Consider the following 20795-nt stretch of genomic DNA (forward strand, 5'->3'; position numbering starts at 1 on the left):
GTAATCGCCGCCTAACCGAATGGGAAAAACTTAAAACTCATATCCTAAGAACCGGATCGCATATCGCATGACCGGGCGACGGTTGCCCATCGCCCGGTGAACGGTTTAGAAGGTGACGTTAACCTTGGCCCACAGGGTGCGGCCCGGTTCATTCACCGTGCTGTTGGCCGAATAGCCGAAGGCGCTGTTGCCCGCCAGGTTGAGGTGCTCGCTGTAGGTCTTGTTCAGGATGTTATCCAGACCGGCGCTCAGCTTGACGTTTTTATTCACCTTGTAGGCGGCGTTCGCGGAGAGCACGCCGAAGCCGGCGCTTTCGGCAAAGTCTTTGCCCACCACGTTGCCTTCGTTGATCGCCACGCGGTTTTGGCTGCTGACCAAACGCCACAGCCCGGTGCCGCTCCAGTCGCCGTACTCGTAGGTCAGCCCCAGACGCGCCTCCAGCGGCGGGATCTGCGGCAGCGGGCGGCCGTCGCTGGTGTTTTTGCCCCAGGAGTAGGCCAGGCTGGCGTCGGTTTTCCAGTGCTCGCTCAACTGATAACCCATGCCCATTTCGCCGCCCATGATGTTGGCGTTGACGTTATCGGCCTGGCTGAGACGCGCATTGTGCGGATCGTATTTGAACAGGATGAAATCATCGACGCGGCCCACATAAGCGGAGATCCAGCCGTTGAAGCGCTTGCCGTTGTATTGTGCGCCGATGTCGAGCTGCGTAGTTTTCTCGCTCTTGACGCTGGAGAACGGATCCTTGCTGCCATTCGGGCCGAGCTTCGGCGAGAACAGCTCCCAGTAATCCGGGAAACGCTCAGTATAACCGACGCCGGCGTACAGCATCAGCGGCAGCTCGGCCAGCGTGTGTTCCAGGCGCATAAAACCGCTCGGCAGGGTGTCGGAACGCTCCGCGTCGCCGCCGTTGCGGAAGTTTTCCACCAGGGTGCGATCGAGACGCGCGCCGCCGATCAGTTTATCCTGTTCGCTGGTGGACCAGGTCAGTTCGCTGAAGGCGCCGTAGCTGTTGAACTGGGCGTCTTTTTCCCAGCTGCCGCGGCTCATGCTGCGATGGGTGTTGGTTTGGGTGTCCAGGCCGCTTTCCAGCTTCACGTCCTGCCACAGCCAGGTGCCCATTACGCGGCCGCCAACGGTGCGGCGATCGAGCTGCATCGTCATGCCGGAGGACATCATATGTCCGCCATGGCCGCCCATGCCCATACCGCCATGGCCACCGTGCCCACCCATGCCGCCGCTGCCCGGTGAGCGCAGGGTGACGTTGTCCATCACGTGGTTGGCGTAATTGTAGTAGACCTGCGCTTCCAGCTTATCCAGCACCTCGCCGATGTTGGATTTTTCCACCCGCATGCCCAGGCTTTCGCGCTTGAACTGCGAACCGTCCATGCTGCGGCCGGCATAGCGCGCTTCGCCGTTGCCGCGGCCCATGGTCACTTCCAGCAGCGTATCGTTGTCCGGCGTCCAGCCGAGCGCCAGATCGCCGTTCCACTTGTCCCAGCGCGACGGCACGCGCGTATTGGTGCCGTCCTGATAATCGTTGGAACGAGATTTGTTGGCCATCATCCGCAAGTAACCTTGCTCGGCGCCGAGGCTGGCGTCGATATTCTCGTCCCAGCGGCCGTTGGAGCCGGTCAGCACGCTGGCGTTGCCCTTGACGCCCGGCTTGTCGAAGCGTGGGCGTTCACGTTCGAAACGCACGGTGCCCGCCGACGATCCCGGTCCCCACAGCACCGTCTGCGGCCCTTTGGTGATGGTCAGCAGATCGAAACTTTCCGGCGAGATGTAAGAGGTGGGCGCATCCATTCTCGATGGGCAGGCGCCCAGCATTTCCGAACCGTCGGTGAGGATCTTCAACCGCGAACCGAACATGCCGCGGAACACCGGATCGCCGTTGGTGCCGCCGTTGCGGATCTGAGAAAAACCGGGAATGGTTTTCAGGTAGTCCGAGCCATCGCTGGCCGGCACCGGCTGACGCGGAGTTTTCGGTGACGTCACGATGGTCAGCGGAGAGTAGAGCGGTGCGGTGACGGTGATCACGTCGCCATCATTAACCTGTGTGTTGGCAGGGTGCTGATGCGCCTGCGCCGCGTGGCCAGCCAGCAGGAACAGCGGCATGGCGGCGGTGATGGCGCGGGCGGCGGCGTTCTTTTTATAAACGGGTTTAAACATCATCTTTCCTTAAGCTAACTTTTTTCCGTTCTTGGCCGAGGGATTATTCAGGCGTGGGGCGGCCTGGCGAAAATCACCATCGGTAAATACGGGGGTTAATTCCATCAGCGTGGAAATAACCGGATTAATAATGTCGTCTCGGTGCTTAATCGTTGGGCGAATTAATTCCGCCGGGTTGAAGCGATCAACGGCAATACAGAGAACGGCAATGGGCTTATTGTTAAATCAGAGGAAAGAGAGGGGGGGCGCGCGCGGCTGTAATTCGGTGTGAACGACGTGGGCAAACAGGGGAACGAGATAGCGGATCGGCGGCGGGCGCGAAGCCAGCGACTGAGACCAGAACAGCGGGGCGTGGCTCACGTCCAGCAGCGGCGCGTGCAGCAACAGCACGCAGTAGCCGCAGGCGCTGTCGTCCATCATCATCGCCATGTTGTGGTGGCCGCCGCCGTGCTGCATCAGCGGCTGCGAGGCTTTTTCAGGTTCAGACGGCGGCGAGTGCATCCCGTGATGCATCGGCATATCCATGCCGCAATCCGCCATGACGGCCGTTCCAGCACTTCCGGCGCGTACATGCTCCAGAGATCGCGAGATCACCGGCGCAATGAACAACATCAGAATGGCAAACACCCCTAACCAGGCGGCGGCCCGATTTCGCGATGCAGAGGGCTGAATTAACGACACAATCAACCTAAAAAAGGGTTAACACAGGGGAGGGAATTGTACTGGTTTATGTCGAAATGTTAAAACCTTTTATTTCTGGTCAACGGCCTGTTGATGAATATATTATCGGATAAGCGCTTTAATTCTGACCAAAGGCTATTTTTATTGCGCCACTAACGTGACGGGGACAATATTAATGACGGAAGAACTGGCGAGCACGATTATTCCGCTTTATGACGAACATGCCGCCGCCTGGGAACGCCTCAGACCCACCACGCTGTTCGAGCGGCCGTGGCTCGACCGCTTTTTGCAGCTTACCCCGGCCAACGCGCGGCTGCTGGATCTCGGCTGCGGCAATGGCGCGCCGATCGCCGCCTATTTTATCGAACAAGGGTATCGAGTCACCGGCATCGACGGCGCGCAGGCGATGATCGCGCGCTGCCGGCAGCGTTTTCCACAGCAGGAGTGGCGGCAGATGGACATGCGCCGGCTGAATCTGGCGACAAGATTCGACGGCCTGCTGGCCTGGGACAGCTTCTTCCATCTGGCGCGCAACGATCAGCGCCGCATGTTTCTACTGTTCAGACGGCACGCCAAGCCGCATGCCGCACTGATGTTCACCAGCGGCCCTGAAGACGGCGTGGCGATCGGCAATTTCGAAGGCCAGCCGCTGTTTCACGCCAGCCTGGCGCCGGAGGAGTATACGCGCCTGCTGCAGGAGAACGGCTTCCGCGTGGTCGATCATGTGGTGGAAGATCCCGCCTGCGGGGGAAGAACGGTCTGGTTGGCGCAAAGCATCAAGTGACAACGTCACGTGCAGGTTCATCGGAACCTGCACGTTAACGTTATTTAGCGCTGACGCGCCAAACGGTGTTGCCCACGTCATCCGCAATCAGCAGGGCGCCGGCCTTGTCGACCGCTAATCCAACCGGTGCGCCATAGAGTTCCTTCTCGTCGTCGGAGACAAAGCCGGTGACTACCGCTTTGAGTTTACCGACCGGCTTGCCTTGTTCGAACGCCACGTAGCTGACCCGGTAGCCGTTCAGCGGCGAGCGATCCCAACTGCCGTGCTCACTGACAAAGGCGCCGCCGCGATAGTCGGCCGGCAGAGCGCTTGCGGTGTAGAACAGCAGCCCCAGCGGCGCGACGTGCGAGCTGAGGGCGTAGTCCGGCTTGATGGCTTTCGCCACCAGATCCGGCCGCGCCGGCTGCACCCGACGATCGACGTGCTGGCCGAAATAGCTGTAAGGCCAGCCGTAGAAGCCGCCGTCCTGTACCGAGGTCAGGTAGTCCGGCACCAGATCGGCGCCGATCTCGTCACGCTCGTTGACGATGGCCCACAGCTTGCCGCTGTGCGGTTCCCACTGCAGCCCGGTCGGATTGCGCAGGCCGCTGGCGAAGATGCGGCTGGCGCCGGAGGCGGTGTCCACTTCCAACACGGCGGCGCGCCGGTACTCTACGGCCAGGCCGTTTTCGGTGATGTTGCTGTTGGATCCAACGCCGACATACAGCTTTTTACCGTCCAGGCTGGCCAGCAGGGCCTTGGTCCAATGATGGTTGATGGTGTCCGGCAGATCGGCCAGCTCTTTACCCGGATCGCTGATGCGCGTTTCGCCCGGCTGATAGGCGTACTGCATGATATTGCCGGTGTTGGCCACATACAGGGTGTTGCCAATCAGCTGAACGCCGAATGGAGAATCGAGCCCCTCGAGGAAGACATGCTTTTCCCAGCTGCCGTCGGCGGTGGGGCGCAACAGGGTGATGCGGTTACCACCTTTTCCCCCTTTACCTGACTGCCCCTTAACCAGCCCGGCGATCAGCTGCTTGGGTGTGCTGACCGCTTCGGTGCCCGGCCCGTTGGCCTCCACCACCAACACATCGCCGTTGGGCAGGGTAAGCAACTGACGCGGGTGCAGCAAACCGTCTGCCACCTTGTCGATTTTCAAGCCTTCGGCGACTTTCGGCATCTGGTTTTGCTGCCAGCCCACGCCCTTTGGCACCTGCATCGGCGGCATCAGGAAATCTTGCGCCGCCGGCAATGCCGGATCCGGCCCCATTTGTTGTTCCGGCGAAATGACGGCACTGTTATCGCAGCCGGCCAGCGCCAGTACGGCCGAAAGCGCAATCGCGATGGATGATAGCTTCATGAAAACCTCCTTATTTTGCGCGGGCGCTCACGGCCAGCAGAATGTTGGCGAAGCTCAGCAGCGCGACCACGATCGCAGACAGCACCAGGCCTTGCGGCACCACGGCATACGCATCCCGGCTATGCACGAAAGCGTTGATAATGGCGAGAACGATGGCCAACAGATTCAGCCAGAAATGGAGCTTGACCGATAAGCCCTGTAGCCGGCCGCTGCCGAACCACACCTGCACCAGGTTAATCAGTCGGGGAATGATGGCAAAAATCAGGCCGATGGCGATCAGCCAACTGGCACCATTGACCCATTGAATATTCGCCGTGCAGGCATAGATGATGTCGAAAATGAGCGCCGCGGTAAAAAATCCATAGGGTATCGGATTGAGCCATTCATAGACGGCCACCGCGGCCGCTGAAGGCCTTGCTGTCGTTTGCGTGGTCATACTGGTATCTCCATGAAAAATGATAGATAAAAAGGCGTTGGCCCCTTAAAGCTTTGTTCAGATTCACCGATTTGAACAATTTTGATTCTCATTTTTAGCATGCGATGTTAAAACCGAAACCGTCACCACGGCATTATCAATGGCTTAGCAACATCTGGAGGAAGGGCATGAGTGTAGAGCGCGTTCAGCGATTTCTGGCCGAGCACGCGCCGGAAACGGCGGTGACGGTGCTGGCAAAGAACACCGCGACGGTAGCGCTGGCGGCGGAAGCCTTTGGCGTGGAGGGCGGGCAGATCGCCAAGACGCTTTCGTTTCGCGTGAACGACGGCGTGGTGTTGTTGGTGATGGCGGGAACCGCCAGAATCGATAACAAGAAGTACAAGCAATTCTTTGGCGTAAAGGCACGCATGCTGCCGGCGGAGGAGGTGGAGGCGCTGACCGGCTATCCGCCCGGCGGCGTTTGCCCCTTTGCCGCACCGGCAACGGTGAGAGTTTACTGCGATCGCAGCCTGTGCAGCTACAGTGAAGTGCTTCCGGCAGGCGGCAGTGATAACTCAGGCGTGAGAATTGCGCCGCAACGGCTGGCCAGCATCACCGGAGCGGAGTGGATTGACGTGACAGGGTAACTGCAAGTGTGTTATTGCAAGATTAAAAAGTCACCCGATTTAGCCCGTTTGAAATGTCACTCACTTCGTCAATACGATAATCGCAAGGGGCCGTTAAGCGAGTTTACGGATCAATCGATCCAGCCGCTCGCAGGCATGGAGGAGTGATTCGCCTTCCTTGCCTGATACGCCAAGCAACAGACCGGACTTTTCCGCTACCCCTGACTGATACCAGGCTGAAAGCGGGGATGGCGCCAGGCCAAAGTTATAGGCGTAATGCGCAATGGTGCGATCCTGAGAGCCGTCTGGCAGGTTGATTAAGACGGATAAACCATGGACCTGAACGGTGTAGCCTAACGCCTTCATTATGCGGGAAAGTTCAGTACTTCTGGCATGGTAAACCATCGCGTTCGTGCGCCGCGCCGCGCCATTCGCCCGTCGGGTCGCAGCAGCGTGTATTGGGACGTTTTTGCTTGCGGAAGCCGGAATGCTGGACGGACATCGCGCCACCACGCACTGGATGTATGCCCGGGAACTCAAGCAGCGCTACCCGAAGATACAGGTTGAAGAAGACCGGATATTTGTTTGCGATGGTCCGTACTGGACATCAGCAGGGATGACAGCGGCTATCGACCTCGCTCTGGCGTTGATCGAAAGTGATTTGGGTCCCGATATCACCCGGTCTATAGCGCGAAAACTGGTGCTTTACCATCGCCGCACGGGCGGACAATCGCAGTACTCGTCACTACTGGAGCTGGAACCGAAAACCGATCGCATTCAGAAGGTGCTGACCTATGCGCGCCGCAATCTGGACCGTCGTCTAAATATTGAAGAACTGGCCGACGTGGCGAATCTGTCGCCTCGTCAATTCAGCCGTATCTTTCAGGCGGAAACCGGACAGTCGCCGGCAAGGGCCGTTGAGTATCTGCGGCTGGAATCGGCGCGGGCGATGTTAGAGGAGAGCAACAGTTCACTGGATGAGATCGCCAGGCAAACAGGATTTATCGACAGAGAACGCATGCGACGCGCTTTTATTCGTACGATTGGGCAGCCGCCGCAAGTTATTCGTCGTCAGGTACGCCATACTGAAGGCTGAGGGACTTCAGATATAAGGAGAGTAGGGAAGAGCAGCGTCAATGACATCAGCCTACAGAATATTTTACTCCGCGATGGGGCTGCCAAATTGCCGCCGGCGTTTAGCGCGGCGTGGTAGAACGCATCGACCTGCTCACGGCTGCTTGCGGCAAATGCCAGGTGCAGATGCGCCGGTTTTTCATCGGTTTGAAACAGGCACAATGACACATTACCCCGTTCGGGACACAACTCAATGCCATAGCCGGGGTCGCCTTCGGCAACGATTTTTACGCCCAGTGGCGCCAGCGCATTGAGGAAAAACGCTTTGCTGAGGGCAAAGTCGCTGACGCCAAATTTCACATGATCAAACATGGGGAGGCTCCTGGAGCGAGGAGGAATGTTCCCATTCAGTATAGCCAACGCCGCGGTGCGTGCCGAAAGCGATCAAACGCGCGCCAATGCGCATTTAGCGTGCAAATACTGTCCGCTTAAATGACGCGTTTTAGAGAAATCTGCAGTATCGTAGCCGCTACGTTTTATCAGATTTCACGTAGCGCGATCAAAAAAGCAGGGGGATGCTTGGCCAATACCGGCAGGTACGCGCCATTGAAAATCATGCCCGGTCATCATTATTGAAGTGGAAAATGGCAGCGCGCATCGAAACTACGCGAGATTATTGGCTGGCGTTTTAACGGCCATTCATCATATCGGCAGCACAGCAGTACCGGAACTGGCAGCCAAACCAACGATTGATATATTGCTGGAGGTTGAAAGTCTGGCGGCGTTGGATAGCTTGAATGACAGGATGCGTGACATGGGATATACGCCGCGTGGCGAGAACGGCAAGCGCACGCATCGCGTGCATGCATTATTGCGGAGAGTGAACAGGCGATCAGACATTTGGCGTTCAGAGATTATCTGCGTAAGCATCATGATGTTGCTCAGCAATACGCGGCAATCAAATGCCAGGCAGCAGAAGACTGCCGGCAAAACCCAGCGGCTTATGGCCGGTTGAAAACCGAATTTATTCAACGGCACGAGCAGTTGGCGCTGGCCTGGTTGGCCGCAGGAGAAACCCCAAGAATCAGGCCTGGACGGCAGAATCCACATACCTTCATCTTGGTGCGCATAATGTATATTATGTTAAATTGAAATGCTGGATACGCACCGGGATTAGCCCTGCACATCATCTCTCGCCTCACCTTCAACGTTATCATTCCGACATTCCATTTTCCCGCCAGGCTTACTGTCACTCGCCGCTTTTAAACGCAATCAATCATCAGTCGGCGTACCTTGATGAAATCGCATCTGCCAACCCTCTTTATCTTTCAGGAGCCAAATCGATGAGCGCTCAGTGCAACGAACGGCGCGGCCCTGTGCGTCACGCTGAAAACTTTTATACGTCAGCAACACGGCACCTTCGCTGATTTGCGCCAGCTTAAAAGCTTCGGCGAAAATCGGCGGATAATCCGTTTCCATCTCCAGCGCCGCAACGGTCTGGCGTTTGTCATAGCGCAGCCCTGAACGACCGATCTCTTCAAAGTCTTCATGCAACAATGCCGCGACACGTTTTGGAGCGCAGCACGTCGTTGGCTGGTGCAGTTCAACCTCAAGCGCCTGAATTTGGCTAAGCCACTCTGCAAAATGGGTCAACATGCCCTCCTTTTTGATCGCGCTACGTGAAATCTGGAGACAAGAAACTCACACAGGGGTTCAGATTTAAGCGGATGTGATTCCTGTCGTAACGGTTGAAAATCAAACCGGATATTGCTTATTTTAGACCATTACTATAAATTACACGCAATATAAATTTTTTGGCGAATGGAATCATGCCCGATCGGTCATTACTCTTTTTTTATGGTTTAGTCATTGCTGCAGTAATTTATTTCATTGTGAAATTCAGGAAGGACATAACAAAAAAAGATGGGTTGATAAATATAGCTTCATTTCTAGTTATCGCTATTACGATAATGTTCCTTCTCAATTCAGATCTTTCTGCCACTGGCATTCTGATTACCATATTTTCTTTTCTTTCAGCAGGCTTTGTTTTTTTATGCGCTGCCATTTTTCTCAAGGATCTGTACTCAACGAAAAAGTATACATTAACTGCCATAAAGCGAATAAAAACGGAAAACACAATTAATTTCAAAGCAATGCCAAAATTTAAAAGCGGGATTTTTTGCTACCAAAAATCATGGTATGCCATCTATTCACCCTCTTTGAATTTACTTGAAATAGGCGTTAATGCGTTTGATAGCCAACCTGATTTTGGCAAAAAATTCACCGTGCGAACGTTGTCTAAACGTGCTATTACATTCGTTCCAGAAGTAATTCCTGATGAAATCAATGATAACACTGAACTATTCGGCCAACTGGTAATATTTTGTGAAATGTCTGAAAAAAATCAGATTATGGTGGGAAATTATCTTGAGGCCATAAAAAATGGCTCTGCTACACCCTGGCTTATCTCTGTGCCAGATGAAACTCCATAATTTTAGCATGGCGGAAATATTATCCGCCATGAACTCAATCAGCGATCTGAATTCCCTCTTGCTTCACATGCGACCGCCGAACCCGCAATTCCCCGTGCCGCCAGGCGCCGTCTGCCGTGGCGCGATTGTCGATCAGGCGATTCAAGGCTTCTTCGACCAGCCGGTCGATGCGTTGGCTGTAGCTGGTCAGCGCCCAGTTGGCTGAGCCGGCCTCATCGATATCGTCGAAGCCCACCACGGCCATCGCGGACGACGGCGCCGTTTGCCTGAGCGCTTCGAGCGCCCCCAGCGCCAGCACGTCGTTCTCGCAGAACAGCGCCTCAACCCGCTCGCTTTCCGGCGTTGCCTGCAGGTATTCGCTCATCAGTTGGAAACCGCGTTGGCGATCGTAGTGGCCGGCGGTGAGCACCCGATTCAACTGAAAGCCTGCGGCCATCAGCCTGTCGCGGTAGCCTTCCATGCGCAGTAAATGGCTGCTTTGCGTGTCCGGCCCCTTCATGTAACCAAAGCGCCGATGCCCTTGCTCTATCAGCAGCGCAGCGATCTCTTCGCCGGCGCGGTAGCCGTCGATATTGACCACATCAATGTGTTCGCTTTCCGTATTGCGGCACACCTGCACCAGCGGGATCTGATGCAGATCTTGCGCGATCGCCGCCCACTCTTTGGTTAACACCGTCGCCAGGAACAGAATGCCATCGACCTGCAGCTGATCGGCCATCGCCATCACCGCCCGGTAGTTTTCCCCCGCGGTGATGTTCAGCAGCAGCGCCATATAACCGCGAGTTTGCAGCTGTTTGGTGACCATATCGAGCATCATCATCGAATGCGGGTTCTTCATCTCGTCGATGGCGACGCCAATGATCTGCGTGCGTTTTTGCGACAGGCTGCGCGCCAGCAGGTTTGGCCGATAACCCAGCTCGGCGGCCGCCGCCAACACGCTTTCACGCGCGTTGTCCGAGATCGACGCACCAGGCGTAAAGGCGCGCGATACCGTCCATTTAGAGACGCCGGCCTTTTCGGCGACGTCGCTGGCGGTGGCTTTGTGGTGTTTTATCATGGTTGCGTCGATCCTTGCTTCGGTGAAGTCAAACTATACCCTGCTCGCTCAGATCCCCTAAGCGCCTTTCGGCATATCTGCTGCAATTATGTATCGTTTTTGCACCCGATTGCAATTTGCTGTGCAATCGGGTGCAAACCGTAAAGAGTTTGTGATCGTCCGCGCTGTTTTCACCTTTCCCCTGTTGACCAAATTTTATCCATGGCCGACATTCACGGTGGCATTCAGAGACTCATCGCCGTTTTTCCTTCTGATTTGCACCCGGTTGCAAAAACGCTGTTTTTACATAACACCTCTCTTCTCAACAGGATACCGTAATGAAAAAAACCAGACTGTTGTTGATGTTAGCCTGCTCGCTGTTTGTCATGACCGCTCAGGCCAAGAGCTATCAGGTCGGCGTGGCGCTGGCCAATTTCGATCTCAACTTCGTCTCCATCCTGCGCAGCCAAATGGCACGTGAACTGGCTGCGCAGCAGCTGCAAGGCCAGTTCGTCGATGCCAAAGGCGATGTCGCCCTGCAGGTGCAGCAGGTAGACGATCTGATTAATCAGGGCGTGGACGCCATTATCCTCAACCCGGTCGATACGCAAGGCGTCCAGCCGATGATAGCGGCCGCCAAACGCGCCGCTATCCCCCTTATCTTCGTCAACCGCAAACCCGAAGTACCGCTGAGCGGCGCGACGGCCTACGTCGGCTCCGATTCGGCGCTCAGCGGCCGCCTGCAGATGGAGGCCCTGGCGAAAAAAATGAATTACCGCGGCAACGTGGCGATCCTGATGGGCGCCCTCTCCAACGAAGAAACCCGCGAGCGCACCCGCGCGGTGGAAGCGGTGATCGCCAAACACAAAGAGCTGAAAGTGGTAGAGAAACAGACTGCGAAATGGCAACGCAATGAAGCGGTCGACGTGGTCTCCGGCTGGTTGCTGAACGGCGTACCGATCGATGCGATCGCCGCCAACAACGATGAGATGGCCATCGGCGCGATCATGGCGCTGAAGCAGGCCAAAAAGAACGGCGTACGGATTGCCGGTATCGACGGCACGCCCGACGGCCTGCAATTTATCAAAAACGGCGACCTGGCGGTGACTATTTTCCAGGATGCCAAAGCCCAGGCGATCGGCGCGGTGCAAGTGACCCGAGCGATGTTGGATCACGCCAAAACCGAGTCTTACAACTGGGTGCCTTATGCCACCGTGACGCGAGAAAACTACCCGCAATTTGCGCAGATGAACCAAAAATAAACCGTTGCCACTCTCTTTTTCAACCCGCTTTGCACCCGAGTGCAAAACCACAGTGTCAGGAGTCAGCATGTTAAATGGTGAAAGAAGCATCCCTCGCCCGCTGCGTTGGGCGATGATCGGCGGCGGCCGCCTCAGTCAGGTGGGCTACAAGCACCGTTCCGGCGCACTGCGCGACAATACCGCCTATCGGCTGGTTGCCGGCGCTTTTGATATCGACGCGGCGCGCGGGCGTGAGTTTGGCGTCAATCTCGGCGTGCCCGCCGAACGCTGCTATGACGACTATCAGCAGTTGCTGAAACAAGAGGCCAACCGCGAAGATGGCGTTGAGGTGGTGACCATCGCCACCCCTAACGGCACCCACTATGAAATCACGCGCGCCGCGCTGAATGCCGGCCTGCATGTCATCTGCGAAAAACCGCTGTTCTTCACTACGGCGGAGGCGAGAGAAATCAAGGCGCTGGCGGCGGAGAAAGGCCTGATCGTCGGCGTAACCTACGGCTTCTCCGGGCATCCGCTGCTGATGCAGATGCGCGCCATGATCGCGAACGGCGACATCGGCGAAATACGCATGGTCGAATTGCAGTACACCCATGGCTTCAACGCCAACGAAAGCGCGGACACGTTCGAGGCGCAAAAGTGGCGCGTCGATCCGAAAATCGCCGGCCCCTCCTTTGTGCTGGGCGACATTTCCACCCACACCTTCTACATCTCACAGCTGGTCATGCCCGACATGAAAATTGCCTCCCTGCTGTGCGATCGCCAGAGCTTTATCCCTTCCCGCGCCCCGCTGGAAGACAATGCCATGGTGCTGATGCACTACGAAAACGGCGCCGTCGGGCGCATGTGGGCCTCCGCCATCAACGCAGGCGCGATGGACAGCCAAAGCATTCGCGTGGTGGGCTCACGCGCCAGCCTGCAATGGAGCGATTCCACGCCCGGCGAATTGCGCTATGAGATCCAGGGGCGGCCCAACCAAACGCTGCACCACGGCATGTCCTATCTGGACGACAGCGCGCTGGCCGAAGAGCGGCTCGGCGCGTTGCATACCGAAGGGCTAGCCGAATCCTGGGCCAATATTTACCTCAAGTTCGCCATCGCCATCAGCGCCAGTCAGCGCGGCGATCGGCAGACGCTGGCCGCGCTGATCTATCCGGATATCGATGCCGGATTGGAAGGCGTGCGCTGGATTGAAAACTGCGTTCGTTCCGCCGACAACGGCGCCACCTGGGTTAATTACCAATAAGGAAAGCACCATGAAACTTTCGTTCTGTACCGACAGCCTGGGCCATTTACCCTTCGAGCCGATGCTGGATCGGCTGCTGGAGCTGGGGGTGCGCGGCGTGGAGATGACCACCGGCGGTTGGTCCCCGGCGCCCCATCTGGATACCGAGGAACTGCTGGCCAACCCCGCCAAACGCCGGCAGCTGCAGCAAGCGCTGGCCAGTCGTGGCATGGAGATCGCCGCGCTCAATGTCTCCGGCAATCCGCTCGATCCGGGTGAGCTGGGGCAGCGCCATCTGCGCCAAACCGACAATACGCTGGAGCTGGCCGGCCTGCTGGGGGTGAAGAAAATCGTCATGATGAGCGGCCTGCCGCCGGCCAGCCCGCATGACACCGTCCCCAACTGGATCACCTATACCGTCAGCTGGCCGCCTACGGTGAAAAACTGTCTGGACTATCAATGGAATGAGGTGGCGATCCCCTATTGGCAGGCGCTGGTCGCCCGAGCCAAAGCGTGCGGCGTCGAGCGCTTTGCGCTGGAAAACTTCAGCGCCATGCTGGTGTGGAACCCGGAAACGCTGTTCCGGCTGCGCGAAGCCGTTGGCCCGATGGTGGGCCTGAACCTCGATCCCAGCCACTTGATCTGGATGGGCGCGGATCCCATCGCGGTGGCCCGCACCCTTGGCCCCGCGATTCACCACGTACACGGCAAGGACGTGCGCCTGGAGCGCGGTGTCGTCGAAGTTAACGGACTGCTGGAAACCAAACCGATCGACGAGGTGGCCGGCCGGGCCTGGAACTATGTCGCCGTCGGCTGCGGCCGGGATCTGCAGTGGTGGAAGGCGTTCTTCTCGGTGGTGCGCATGATGGGCTACAACGACTGGGTGTCGCTGGAAATGGAAGACCTGACCATGTCGGTCGATGCCGGCATCGTTTCCTCCGTTCAGGCGCTGCAGCAGAGCATCAGCCAGTAAAGCCAGGCGCGGCGGCCACGGCCGCTGCGCCCCATTCACTCCGGTTCACTCGCCCCGGCCGGCGTTTGCCGCCGATACTGCGACGGCGACTGCGCCATCACCCGCTTGAAGGCGGTGCTGAACGCGCTTTCCGAGCCGTATCCCAACGAGTAGGCGATCGACGCGACGTTTTCTTTACCGGCCCGCAGGCGATCTGCCGCCTGCAGCATACGCCAACGCGAGAGGTATTCCATGGCGGTGCTGCCAACCAGCCCTTTGAAACGTTGAGCGAATACGGTGCGGGAAATGCCGGCGATGCGGGCCAGCTCTTCCAGCGTCCAGTTGCGCGCCGGCTCGGCATGCATGGCGGCGATCGCCAGGCTGATCTGGCGGTCGGTCAGCGCCAGAAACCAACCTTTCGGCAGCCCATGGGCCGTTTCGAGGAACTGGCGAAACACCTGCACCAGCATCAAGTGCGCCAGGTGGGTCGACATCAGCGCACCGCCGAGCTGCGGGTGACGCAACTCGTTCGTCCACTGTTCGAGCGTCCAGCGCAAAACGCCCGCCTGGCTCGAGGCTTTGGGGATGTTGATGATCGGCGGCAGCGCATCAAACAGCAGCGCCGCATGCTGGCCGGAAAAACCGAAACGCCCGCTGATCAAAAAGACCTCGCCACCGCCGTTATGCACGGCGATGCCGTCGCGCGTCGCCTCGGCCATGATTTGCTCCCCTCCCTGCGGCGGTAACGCCGGATCGGACGCGACCCTGAAGCGCCGCCGACTGTTCAGCAAAAAGCAGTCCCCTTCGCGGAAATGGATCGGCTGCGCCAGATCGTCGGTCATGCCCCAGCAGGCGCCGCGCATCACCGCCGTGAATTTGATGCCTTCATGAGGGGGAAACTCGAACGACCAGTCCCCGGCGGCGTCGAAACCGGCGTAAAACTGGTTTTGGGGTTGCAGCAGCGACAACACGTCTGACAGCGGGTCCATGATGAAATCCGTACTCTTGATAAACAAACAAGTACTTTAGCGCATGGATCGTCCGTCTCTCAAGGCTTATTCTTGACAACAAGTTTTATCGCGTCGTGCGGGCAAAGGCGACCTGAACCGCGCCGCTGCCCGAATCATCCATTGCTGTGCTGAAGGAATTCTGACTTTGAGCCGTTGTTCCAAATTGCGCCCGACAGCGGGCGGCTATGCTTCATCGCCACAATGGCGCGATCGGCGCTTTAACAATCAGCGGCCGCCGGCGCCGGGTGACCTGCCTGAGTCCACCCTGCGCGTGTGGTGGGACGTATTTTTCAACAAGCCCAAAGGCACGGTGCCGGCGACGCCGGTGCCGATTCAGCGCCTGTCGCGCGCCGAGCTTGAGGCGGCACCCGATCGTAGCCTGTACCGTCTGGGGCATTCCACGGTGTTGCTCAAGCTGCGCGGCCAATGGTGGCTGACCGATCCGGTGTTCTCCGAGCGGGCATCGCCGCTGCCGTTCGCCGGGCCAAAACGCTTTCACGCGCCGCCGATCGCGATCGAGGAGCTGCCACCGATCCGCGCCGTGATCCTCTCACACGATCATTACGACCATCTGGACCAGGCCGCCATTCGGGCGCTGGACGGCAAGGTGGGCCAGTTCGTCGCACCGCTCGGCGTGGGCGATCGCCTGGCGGCCTGGGGCGTGGCGCCGGACAAAATCCGCCAGTTCGACTGGTGGCAAGGCACGGAAATCGACGGCCTGCGGCTGACGGCTACCCCGGCCCAGCACTTTTCGGGCCGGAGCCTGACCGACGGCAACCGCACGCTGTGGTGTTCCTGGGTGATTGAAGACGATGAGCTGCGGGTGTTCTTCAGCGGCGACAGCGGCTATTTCACCGGTTTTGCCGAGATTGGCCGCCGTTTTGGCCCCTTTGACCTGACGCTGATGGAAACCGGCGCCTACGACAAACGCTGGCCCTATGTGCATATGCACCCTCAGCAAACCGTGCAGGCGCACCGGGATTTGCTCGGCCGCTGGCTGCTGCCGATCCATAACGGCACCTTCGATCTGGCGATGCACGCCTGGCAAGACCCGTTCGACCAGGTACTGCGCCATGCCGCTCCCTTTAGCGTGCAGGTCGCGACGCCGATGATCGGCGAACGTGTCGATATCGTTCGGCCGCACCCCGGCAGCCGTTGGTGGCGCTAAGCGCCGTTTTATTTATTCGCAGGAAACCTGAAATGAACAATGACCATAAAGTGTGGCTGATCACCGGCGCCTCGTCGGGCCTGGGCAAAGCCCTGGCGGAAGCGGCCATCGCCAACGGCGATCGGGTGGTGGTGACCGCCCGCCGTCTCGACCGCCTGCAGGCGCTGGCTAAGGGCCAGGAGGATCGCGTGCTGCCTTTGGCGGTGGACGTCACGGATGCCGCCGCGCGCGATAAGGCGGTCGCCGATACCCTGGCGCGGTTCGGCCGCATCGACGTGCTGGCCAACCTGGCCGGGCGCGGTGTAGCCGGCGCCTGCGAAGAGTTCAGCCTCGAACAGCTGCGCGAGCAGATGGAGCTGAATTTCTTTGCGGCGGCGGAGATGACCCGCGCCGTGCTGCCGCAGATGCGGCGCCAGGGCAGCGGCAACGTGATCACCGTAAGCAGCATCGCCGGTCTGGTGGCGATGAACGCCGCCGGCCCCTATTGCGCGGCGAAGTTTGCCCTCGAAGGCTGGACGGAGTCGCTGGCCATCGAGGCCAGGCCGCTGGGGATCCACGTGACCCTGGTCGAGCCCGGCGCCTTTCGCACCGAATTCGCCGGCGACGTGAACATGCGGCCGACGCAGCGCATCGAGGCCTACCGCCCGTCGATTGCACCGTTTGAAACCTACCTGGCGCAGTCCGCCGGCCGACAGATGGGCGATCCCGCCAAAGCGGCGCAGCGCATGCTGGAGTTGGTCACTCTCACGGCCCCGCCGGTGCGCCTGATGCTGGGGCGCGACGCTTACGCCATGTGGGACACCACCCTAGCCAAACGCCAGCAGGAGCTTAACGCCTGGCGCGAACGGGGCGAAGACACCGCCTTTGATGGCGCAGAACTCACTGAAATTCAACTGTAACTCTCCACGATAACGAGGAATCTCGATATGAACAAAACCTGGTTTATTACAGGCGCATCTTCCGGCTTCGGCCAGGCTTTGGCTGAAGCCGTGCTGGCCAAGGGCGACAACGTGGTGCTCACCGCCCGCCGCCTGGCGCCGCTGCAGGCGATCGCCGCCGGCCACGGCGAACGCGCGCTGGCTCTGCAGCTGGACGTGACCGATCCTGCGGCGCGCGCCGCCGCCCTGAAGAAGACCGTCGAAACCTTCGGCCGCCTCGACGTACTGGCCAACATCGCCGGCGCCGGTTCTTACGGGGCGCTGGAAGAGTTCACTTCCGAACAGATCCGCGCCCAGATGGAGCTGAACTTCTTCGCGGCCGCCGAGCTGTCGCGTGAAGTGCTGCCGCAGATGCGCGCTCAACGGTCCGGCCATATTCTCAATCTGACCAGCATCGCCGGCCTGGTGGCCTTCCCCGGCAGCGGTCTGTACAACGCCACCAAGTTCGCGTTGGAAGGGTTTACCGAAGCGCTGCACCACGAGGTCAAGCCGCTGGGGATCCACGTCACGCTGATCGAGCCGGGCGCCTTCCGTACCGGTTTCGCCAGCAGCGCCGCCATGAAGGCCGAACGCGAAATCGCTGCCTATGCGCCACTGGATGCCGGCATGGTGGAGTATTACCGCACGCAGAACGGCAAACAGATGGGCGATCCGGTCAAGGGCGCTCGCGTGATCGTCGATATGGTGGCCAGCGCCACCCCGCCGGTGCGTTTGATGCTCGGTAAGGACGCGTATCAGCTGTGGGACAGCGCGGTAGCCTCCCGCAGCCGCGATCTGGCGCCGTGGCGTGAACGCGGTGAAGATACGGCCTTCCCCGGCGCTGCGATGAACCCCGTTCAGGCGCTGTAATACCCACCTTTCAAACGGGCTACCTATGTAGCCCGTTTGTTTTATGTGACGTCGTCACGTATGTCTTACCTTTTGTTTCTCAGTCGAGCGTTCAAAACTAATTGCCAAAGCAACTGTTGCAATTTAACCTATATACACTGTTTGCCGAGGTATCCCATGTCATCGAAAGAAAAATCCCTCTATGCCCTCACCAACGCCCTGCAACCGGTTCGCCGGGTGTGGAAACAGGCTGCGACGCTGGCGATCGCCAAATCCGGCATCTCCATGTCGTTGGCTACCGTCGTGGTTCTGGTGCACCGCAATCCGCAGGGCATCAATCAGCGCGACCTGGCGGAAGAAGTCGGCGTCAATCCCGGTGCGATGGTGCGTCTGTTGGATCAGGCCGCCGCGTTAGGCTTCCTCGAGCGGCAGGAGTCGGCCGGCGATCGTCGGTTTAAAACCCTGCGCATTCTGCCCGCCGGCGCCGAATTGGCCAAAAAGGTCGAAACCGCGGCCGATAAGCTGCGAGTCGAGCTGATGCACGACGTGCCGTTGGAAGATATTGAAACCGCCACTCGCATTCTGCGCCTGTTTGAAGAGCGCGCAGGCCACTATCTGCAACAGGCCGGCAATGAGCCATGAACATCGGTAAACCGCAGCTGCTGTACGCCGCGAAACTGTTTATTTCCGCCATGCTGGCCTTCGCGCTGGCGGAAAGCATCGGCCTGCAAAATCCCTATTGGGCGATGGTGACCTGCTGCGTGCTGAGCAATCCGGTCAGCGGCGCCGTACGCGCCCGCGCCACCTACCGTTTTTGCGGCACGCTGTTCGCCGGCGTGCTGACGCTGGGCCTTTCGGCCTGGCTTAGCAACACGCCGGTGCTGTTGATCGTCGCCGCTGGGCTGTCATCGTCACTGATGCTGGGCCTCTCCTATCTCGATCGCACGCCACGCGCTTACTTTTTCCAGCTGGGCGCCATCACCATGATGCTGGTCGCCATCGCCTACATCAATCACCCGGACACGATGTTCACTATGGTCGTCACGCGGGTAACGGAGATCTGCCTGGGTATTTTGGCGGTGACGCTGGTAGACAGCGTGCTATTCCCATCGTCGCTGGCGCCGGTGTTGCGCACGCGGCTGAAAGGCTGGCTGGCTGACCTGGCGCGTTGGCAGGAGGACAGCCTCGACGGCAAGGGCAGTGACGCCCAGGCCGACGCGGACCGTATCCGTTTGCTGGGCGACATCGCCTCGTTCAATCAGATGATGACCACCCTTGGCTATGACAGTTCGGTCGATAAGCCCACCCGTCAGGCGGCGATTTCGATACAGCAACGCGTACTGCAAATCGTGCCGCTGCTCTCGGCCATCGGCAACAGCATCGCCGCACTGCCGGTCGGCCTGCGCCCCCGCCTGCAGCCGTGGCTGAATGAGGTCCGGCGGCAGGCCGTTGAACCCGCACCGCACGCTGCGCCCTCGGTAAGCTTGTTGCCGCCTGCGGCGTCGCTGTCGCCGTGGGAAACGCTGATCGTCGACGAGCTGGCTGAACAGGTTGAGCAGTGGTTAACGCTGTGGGCCGAGGTACAGCAGTTGAACGCATTCCTGGACGGCGAGCCGCTGCCCGCGGCGCTGCAGGCGCAGATGATGCGCAGCCGCGTCTTCTCGCCGCCGCCGGATATCGGCATGGCGGTGCGCATGTTCGCCGGAATTTTGACGACCTACGCCCTGCTGTGCGGTCTCTGGTATTTCACCGGCTGGGAACAGGGCGCCAATATGGTGCTGATGGGGATCGTGGCCATCGCCTTCTTCGGCGCCGGCGACAATCCCGGCGCCACCATCGCCACTTTTGGCCGCTTCGCCGCTATCGCTATGGCCCTCGGCGCCCTGCTCAGCTATGTGCTGCTGCCGCTGGCCGGGGATTACGGCAGTTTCCTGATCGTGATGGGGCTGTTTTTGCTGCCGCTCGGCGTGTGGGCGGCGAGCAACCCGTTGGCGACGTTGGCGATCGCCCTGTCGCTCAGCAACGTCAACTTTCAGGGGCACTATGCGCCTAACAATATGGGGCTGTATCTGGAAAGCACTACCGGCACGCTGATCGGCGTCTATTTCGCATTCCTGTGCGCCGCGCTGTTCCGCCGCTGGGGCACCGATCAGGTGGTGGCGCGGCTGATGCGGCAGGATGCGCAAGAGATGCTGCGCCTCAATCGCCACGTCACGGAGCGCGACTTACAGCGCTATCAGGCCCGCGCGTTGGATCGCATCACCGCGCTGGGTAGCCGCCTGGCCGCCGTTGGGCAAGCCGATCGCAGCCCACAGCTGTTGATGCGCTTAAAAACCGCTATCGACCTGATTCGTCTGCAGCAGGCCGGCGCTCTCAGCCCTGGCGCTTCGCCGAACGCCGGTCTGCCGGCGGCGTTCCGCCAACTTTCTCTGCACGCTGAGGCCCCCTCCGCGCTGCTGGGCCAGATCGACGTCGGTCTGCAACAGGCCTGGCGGCAGAACGATCGGCGCGCGCTGCGGCCGCTTACCCGGCTACGGCTGCTGCACTTCCCCACGGCTTTGCACTGGAATCCCTGACATGATCGGTGAAATCAACATTGACGGCGTGTTCATCTCGCCCTTGCTGCTGTGCCTGGTGTGCGCGTTTTTCTCGCGCATGGCGCTTTCCTGGACGCTCAGCGCGGTGGGCGTCTATCGCTGGGTCGCGCAGCGCCCGCTGTTCGACACCGCCCTGTTTCTTATTCTGGCCGGGCTGTTTTTCCACGGCCTGAAATGGCTTACCACCCCCTGAGGA

24 protein-coding genes are annotated in these 20795 nt (G+C 59.2%); 15 read left to right on the plus strand and 9 right to left on the minus strand.

Annotation, left to right across the window (positions count from 1 at the left end):
* Positions 1-105 precede the first annotated feature (105 nt).
* Positions 106-2172 (minus strand): TonB-dependent copper receptor, encoded by a 2067-nt coding sequence (locus tag ACMGGK_RS11165; RefSeq protein ID WP_420276893.1) that lies wholly within the window; start codon positions 2170-2172, stop codon positions 106-108.
* 225 nt (positions 2173-2397) lie between these two features.
* Positions 2398-2784, minus strand: coding sequence for a DUF2946 domain-containing protein (locus ACMGGK_RS11170; RefSeq protein ID WP_239044579.1), 387 nt, complete (start codon positions 2782-2784; stop codon positions 2398-2400).
* 244 nt (positions 2785-3028) lie between these two features.
* On the opposite strand from ACMGGK_RS11170, the gene ACMGGK_RS11175 reads away from it, so the two are divergent.
* Positions 3029-3637, plus strand: a complete 609-nt coding sequence (locus ACMGGK_RS11175) for a class I SAM-dependent DNA methyltransferase (RefSeq protein ID WP_049299256.1) — start codon at positions 3029-3031, stop codon at positions 3635-3637.
* 40 nt (positions 3638-3677) lie between these two features.
* On the opposite strand, the gene ACMGGK_RS11180 is transcribed toward ACMGGK_RS11175, so the two are convergent.
* The gene (locus tag ACMGGK_RS11180; RefSeq protein WP_143779001.1) at positions 3678-4979 is read right to left on the minus strand and encodes a PQQ-dependent sugar dehydrogenase; all 1302 of its coding nucleotides are present in this window, start codon (positions 4977-4979) and stop codon (positions 3678-3680) included.
* Positions 4980-4989: 10 nt separating this feature from the next.
* Positions 4990-5415, minus strand: coding sequence for a DUF2231 domain-containing protein (locus ACMGGK_RS11185; protein WP_028127428.1), 426 nt, complete (start codon positions 5413-5415; stop codon positions 4990-4992).
* Positions 5416-5582: 167 nt separating this feature from the next.
* Between ACMGGK_RS11185 and ACMGGK_RS11190 the strand changes: the two genes are divergently transcribed.
* Positions 5583-6041: a YbaK/EbsC family protein gene (locus ACMGGK_RS11190; RefSeq protein ID WP_016927702.1), complete on the plus strand. Its 459-nt coding sequence runs from the start codon at positions 5583-5585 to the stop codon at positions 6039-6041.
* A 93-nt stretch (positions 6042-6134) separates the two neighbouring features.
* Here the strand turns inward: ACMGGK_RS11190 and ACMGGK_RS11195 are convergent, their stop codons facing one another.
* Entirely contained in the window at positions 6135-6425 is a 291-nt protein-coding gene (locus ACMGGK_RS11195; RefSeq protein WP_420276894.1) for a hypothetical protein, read from the minus strand.
* A 7-nt stretch (positions 6426-6432) separates the two neighbouring features.
* Between ACMGGK_RS11195 and ACMGGK_RS11200 the strand changes: the two genes are divergently transcribed.
* Entirely contained in the window at positions 6433-7116 is a 684-nt protein-coding gene (locus tag ACMGGK_RS11200; protein ID WP_420276895.1) for a GlxA family transcriptional regulator, read from the plus strand.
* Here the strand turns inward: ACMGGK_RS11200 and ACMGGK_RS11205 are convergent.
* On the minus strand, positions 7092-7466 hold the full coding sequence (locus tag ACMGGK_RS11205; RefSeq protein WP_420276896.1) for a VOC family protein: 375 nt from the start codon (positions 7464-7466) through the stop codon (positions 7092-7094). The two genes, ACMGGK_RS11200 and ACMGGK_RS11205, sit on opposite strands and share 25 nt — an antisense overlap.
* Before the next feature lie 265 nt (positions 7467-7731).
* Here ACMGGK_RS11205 and ACMGGK_RS11210 point away from each other — a divergent pair, with 265 nt between their 5' ends.
* Positions 7732-8109 (plus strand): GrpB family protein, encoded by a 378-nt coding sequence (locus tag ACMGGK_RS11210; protein WP_228009702.1) that lies wholly within the window; start codon positions 7732-7734, stop codon positions 8107-8109.
* On the plus strand, positions 7995-8246 hold the full coding sequence (locus ACMGGK_RS11215; RefSeq protein WP_228009701.1) for a GrpB family protein: 252 nt from the start codon (positions 7995-7997) through the stop codon (positions 8244-8246). The genes ACMGGK_RS11210 and ACMGGK_RS11215 overlap by 115 nt, the downstream gene beginning before the upstream one ends.
* 120 nt (positions 8247-8366) lie before the next feature.
* Here ACMGGK_RS11215 and ACMGGK_RS11220 read toward each other — a convergent pair whose 3' ends face one another.
* Entirely contained in the window at positions 8367-8747 is a 381-nt protein-coding gene (locus tag ACMGGK_RS11220) for a DUF4440 domain-containing protein (protein ID WP_420277446.1), read from the minus strand.
* A 176-nt stretch (positions 8748-8923) separates the two neighbouring features.
* Here ACMGGK_RS11220 and ACMGGK_RS11225 point away from each other — a divergent pair, with 176 nt between their 5' ends.
* Positions 8924-9586, plus strand: coding sequence for a hypothetical protein (locus ACMGGK_RS11225; protein WP_049299242.1), 663 nt, complete (start codon positions 8924-8926; stop codon positions 9584-9586).
* Positions 9587-9620: 34 nt separating this feature from the next.
* Here the strand turns inward: ACMGGK_RS11225 and ACMGGK_RS11230 are convergent, their stop codons facing one another.
* Positions 9621-10643, minus strand: a complete 1023-nt coding sequence (locus tag ACMGGK_RS11230) for a LacI family DNA-binding transcriptional regulator (protein WP_420276897.1) — start codon at positions 10641-10643, stop codon at positions 9621-9623.
* Between the two features lie 317 nt (positions 10644-10960).
* Here ACMGGK_RS11230 and ACMGGK_RS11235 point away from each other — a divergent pair, with 317 nt between their 5' ends.
* The 3 genes from ACMGGK_RS11235 (at position 10961) to ACMGGK_RS11245 (ending at position 14079) form a co-directional block, all read left to right on the plus strand.
* Positions 10961-11884 carry a substrate-binding domain-containing protein gene (locus tag ACMGGK_RS11235; protein ID WP_420276898.1) on the plus strand — a complete coding sequence of 308 codons (924 nt, stop codon included), beginning with the start codon at positions 10961-10963 and terminating at the stop codon, positions 11882-11884.
* A 67-nt stretch (positions 11885-11951) separates the two neighbouring features.
* Entirely contained in the window at positions 11952-13127 is a 1176-nt protein-coding gene (locus ACMGGK_RS11240) for a Gfo/Idh/MocA family protein (RefSeq protein ID WP_420276899.1), read from the plus strand.
* A gap of 10 nt (positions 13128-13137) precedes the next feature.
* Positions 13138-14079 carry a sugar phosphate isomerase/epimerase family protein gene (locus tag ACMGGK_RS11245; RefSeq protein ID WP_420276900.1) on the plus strand — a complete coding sequence of 314 codons (942 nt, stop codon included), beginning with the start codon at positions 13138-13140 and terminating at the stop codon, positions 14077-14079.
* 35 nt (positions 14080-14114) lie between these two features.
* On the opposite strand, the gene ACMGGK_RS11250 is transcribed toward ACMGGK_RS11245, so the two are convergent.
* Entirely contained in the window at positions 14115-15047 is a 933-nt protein-coding gene (locus ACMGGK_RS11250; protein ID WP_049299233.1) for an AraC family transcriptional regulator, read from the minus strand.
* A gap of 166 nt (positions 15048-15213) precedes the next feature.
* Here ACMGGK_RS11250 and ACMGGK_RS11255 point away from each other — a divergent pair, with 166 nt between their 5' ends.
* From ACMGGK_RS11255 to ACMGGK_RS11280, 6 genes are all read left to right on the plus strand, one after another.
* A complete protein-coding gene (locus tag ACMGGK_RS11255; protein WP_049299232.1) occupies positions 15214-16236 on the plus strand; it encodes an MBL fold metallo-hydrolase in 1023 nt (340 codons plus the stop codon).
* A 32-nt stretch (positions 16237-16268) separates the two neighbouring features.
* Positions 16269-17135, plus strand: coding sequence for an oxidoreductase (locus ACMGGK_RS11260; RefSeq protein WP_038871624.1), 867 nt, complete (start codon positions 16269-16271; stop codon positions 17133-17135).
* Between the two features lie 27 nt (positions 17136-17162).
* Positions 17163-18023: an oxidoreductase gene (locus ACMGGK_RS11265; RefSeq protein ID WP_043147473.1), complete on the plus strand. Its 861-nt coding sequence runs from the start codon at positions 17163-17165 to the stop codon at positions 18021-18023.
* 156 nt (positions 18024-18179) lie between these two features.
* Positions 18180-18644, plus strand: coding sequence for a MarR family winged helix-turn-helix transcriptional regulator (locus tag ACMGGK_RS11270; RefSeq protein WP_049299229.1), 465 nt, complete (start codon positions 18180-18182; stop codon positions 18642-18644).
* Complete coding sequence (locus tag ACMGGK_RS11275; protein WP_049299227.1) at positions 18641-20578, plus strand: FUSC family protein; 1938 nt, start codon at positions 18641-18643, stop codon at positions 20576-20578. Before ACMGGK_RS11270 ends, ACMGGK_RS11275 begins: the two co-directional genes overlap by 4 nt.
* Position 20579: 1 nt before the next feature.
* Positions 20580-20792, plus strand: a complete 213-nt coding sequence (locus ACMGGK_RS11280) for a DUF1656 domain-containing protein (protein ID WP_033648323.1) — start codon at positions 20580-20582, stop codon at positions 20790-20792.
* Positions 20793-20795: the final 3 nt, after the last annotated feature.

This window comes from Serratia sp. BNK-33-b (genome assembly GCF_048684565.1).
GTDB lineage: Bacteria > Pseudomonadota > Gammaproteobacteria > Enterobacterales > Enterobacteriaceae > Serratia > Serratia marcescens.

What these genes read in the sequence shown, in the direction of transcription:
- ACMGGK_RS11165 (WP_420276893.1), bottom strand. Translation starts at nt 2,172, where the DNA reads ATGTTTAAACCCGTTTATAAAAAGAACGCCGCCGCCCGCGCCATCACC.
- ACMGGK_RS11170 (WP_239044579.1), bottom strand. Translation starts at nt 2,784, where the DNA reads ATGTTGTTCATTGCGCCGGTGATCTCGCGATCTCTGGAGCATGTACGC.
- ACMGGK_RS11175 (WP_049299256.1), top strand. Translation starts at nt 3,029, where the DNA reads ATGACGGAAGAACTGGCGAGCACGATTATTCCGCTTTATGACGAACAT.
- ACMGGK_RS11180 (WP_143779001.1), bottom strand. Translation starts at nt 4,979, where the DNA reads ATGAAGCTATCATCCATCGCGATTGCGCTTTCGGCCGTACTGGCGCTG.
- ACMGGK_RS11185 (WP_028127428.1), bottom strand. Translation starts at nt 5,415, where the DNA reads ATGACCACGCAAACGACAGCAAGGCCTTCAGCGGCCGCGGTGGCCGTC.
- ACMGGK_RS11190 (WP_016927702.1), top strand. Translation starts at nt 5,583, where the DNA reads ATGAGTGTAGAGCGCGTTCAGCGATTTCTGGCCGAGCACGCGCCGGAA.
- ACMGGK_RS11195 (WP_420276894.1), bottom strand. Translation starts at nt 6,425, where the DNA reads ATGGTTTACCATGCCAGAAGTACTGAACTTTCCCGCATAATGAAGGCG.
- ACMGGK_RS11205 (WP_420276896.1), bottom strand. Translation starts at nt 7,466, where the DNA reads ATGTTTGATCATGTGAAATTTGGCGTCAGCGACTTTGCCCTCAGCAAA.
- ACMGGK_RS11225 (WP_049299242.1), top strand. Translation starts at nt 8,924, where the DNA reads ATGCCCGATCGGTCATTACTCTTTTTTTATGGTTTAGTCATTGCTGCA.
- ACMGGK_RS11230 (WP_420276897.1), bottom strand. Translation starts at nt 10,643, where the DNA reads ATGATAAAACACCACAAAGCCACCGCCAGCGACGTCGCCGAAAAGGCC.
- ACMGGK_RS11235 (WP_420276898.1), top strand. Translation starts at nt 10,961, where the DNA reads ATGAAAAAAACCAGACTGTTGTTGATGTTAGCCTGCTCGCTGTTTGTC.
- ACMGGK_RS11240 (WP_420276899.1), top strand. Translation starts at nt 11,952, where the DNA reads ATGTTAAATGGTGAAAGAAGCATCCCTCGCCCGCTGCGTTGGGCGATG.
- ACMGGK_RS11245 (WP_420276900.1), top strand. Translation starts at nt 13,138, where the DNA reads ATGAAACTTTCGTTCTGTACCGACAGCCTGGGCCATTTACCCTTCGAG.
- ACMGGK_RS11250 (WP_049299233.1), bottom strand. Translation starts at nt 15,047, where the DNA reads ATGGACCCGCTGTCAGACGTGTTGTCGCTGCTGCAACCCCAAAACCAG.
- ACMGGK_RS11260 (WP_038871624.1), top strand. Translation starts at nt 16,269, where the DNA reads ATGAACAATGACCATAAAGTGTGGCTGATCACCGGCGCCTCGTCGGGC.
- ACMGGK_RS11265 (WP_043147473.1), top strand. Translation starts at nt 17,163, where the DNA reads ATGAACAAAACCTGGTTTATTACAGGCGCATCTTCCGGCTTCGGCCAG.
- ACMGGK_RS11270 (WP_049299229.1), top strand. Translation starts at nt 18,180, where the DNA reads ATGTCATCGAAAGAAAAATCCCTCTATGCCCTCACCAACGCCCTGCAA.
- ACMGGK_RS11275 (WP_049299227.1), top strand. Translation starts at nt 18,641, where the DNA reads ATGAACATCGGTAAACCGCAGCTGCTGTACGCCGCGAAACTGTTTATT.
- ACMGGK_RS11280 (WP_033648323.1), top strand. Translation starts at nt 20,580, where the DNA reads ATGATCGGTGAAATCAACATTGACGGCGTGTTCATCTCGCCCTTGCTG.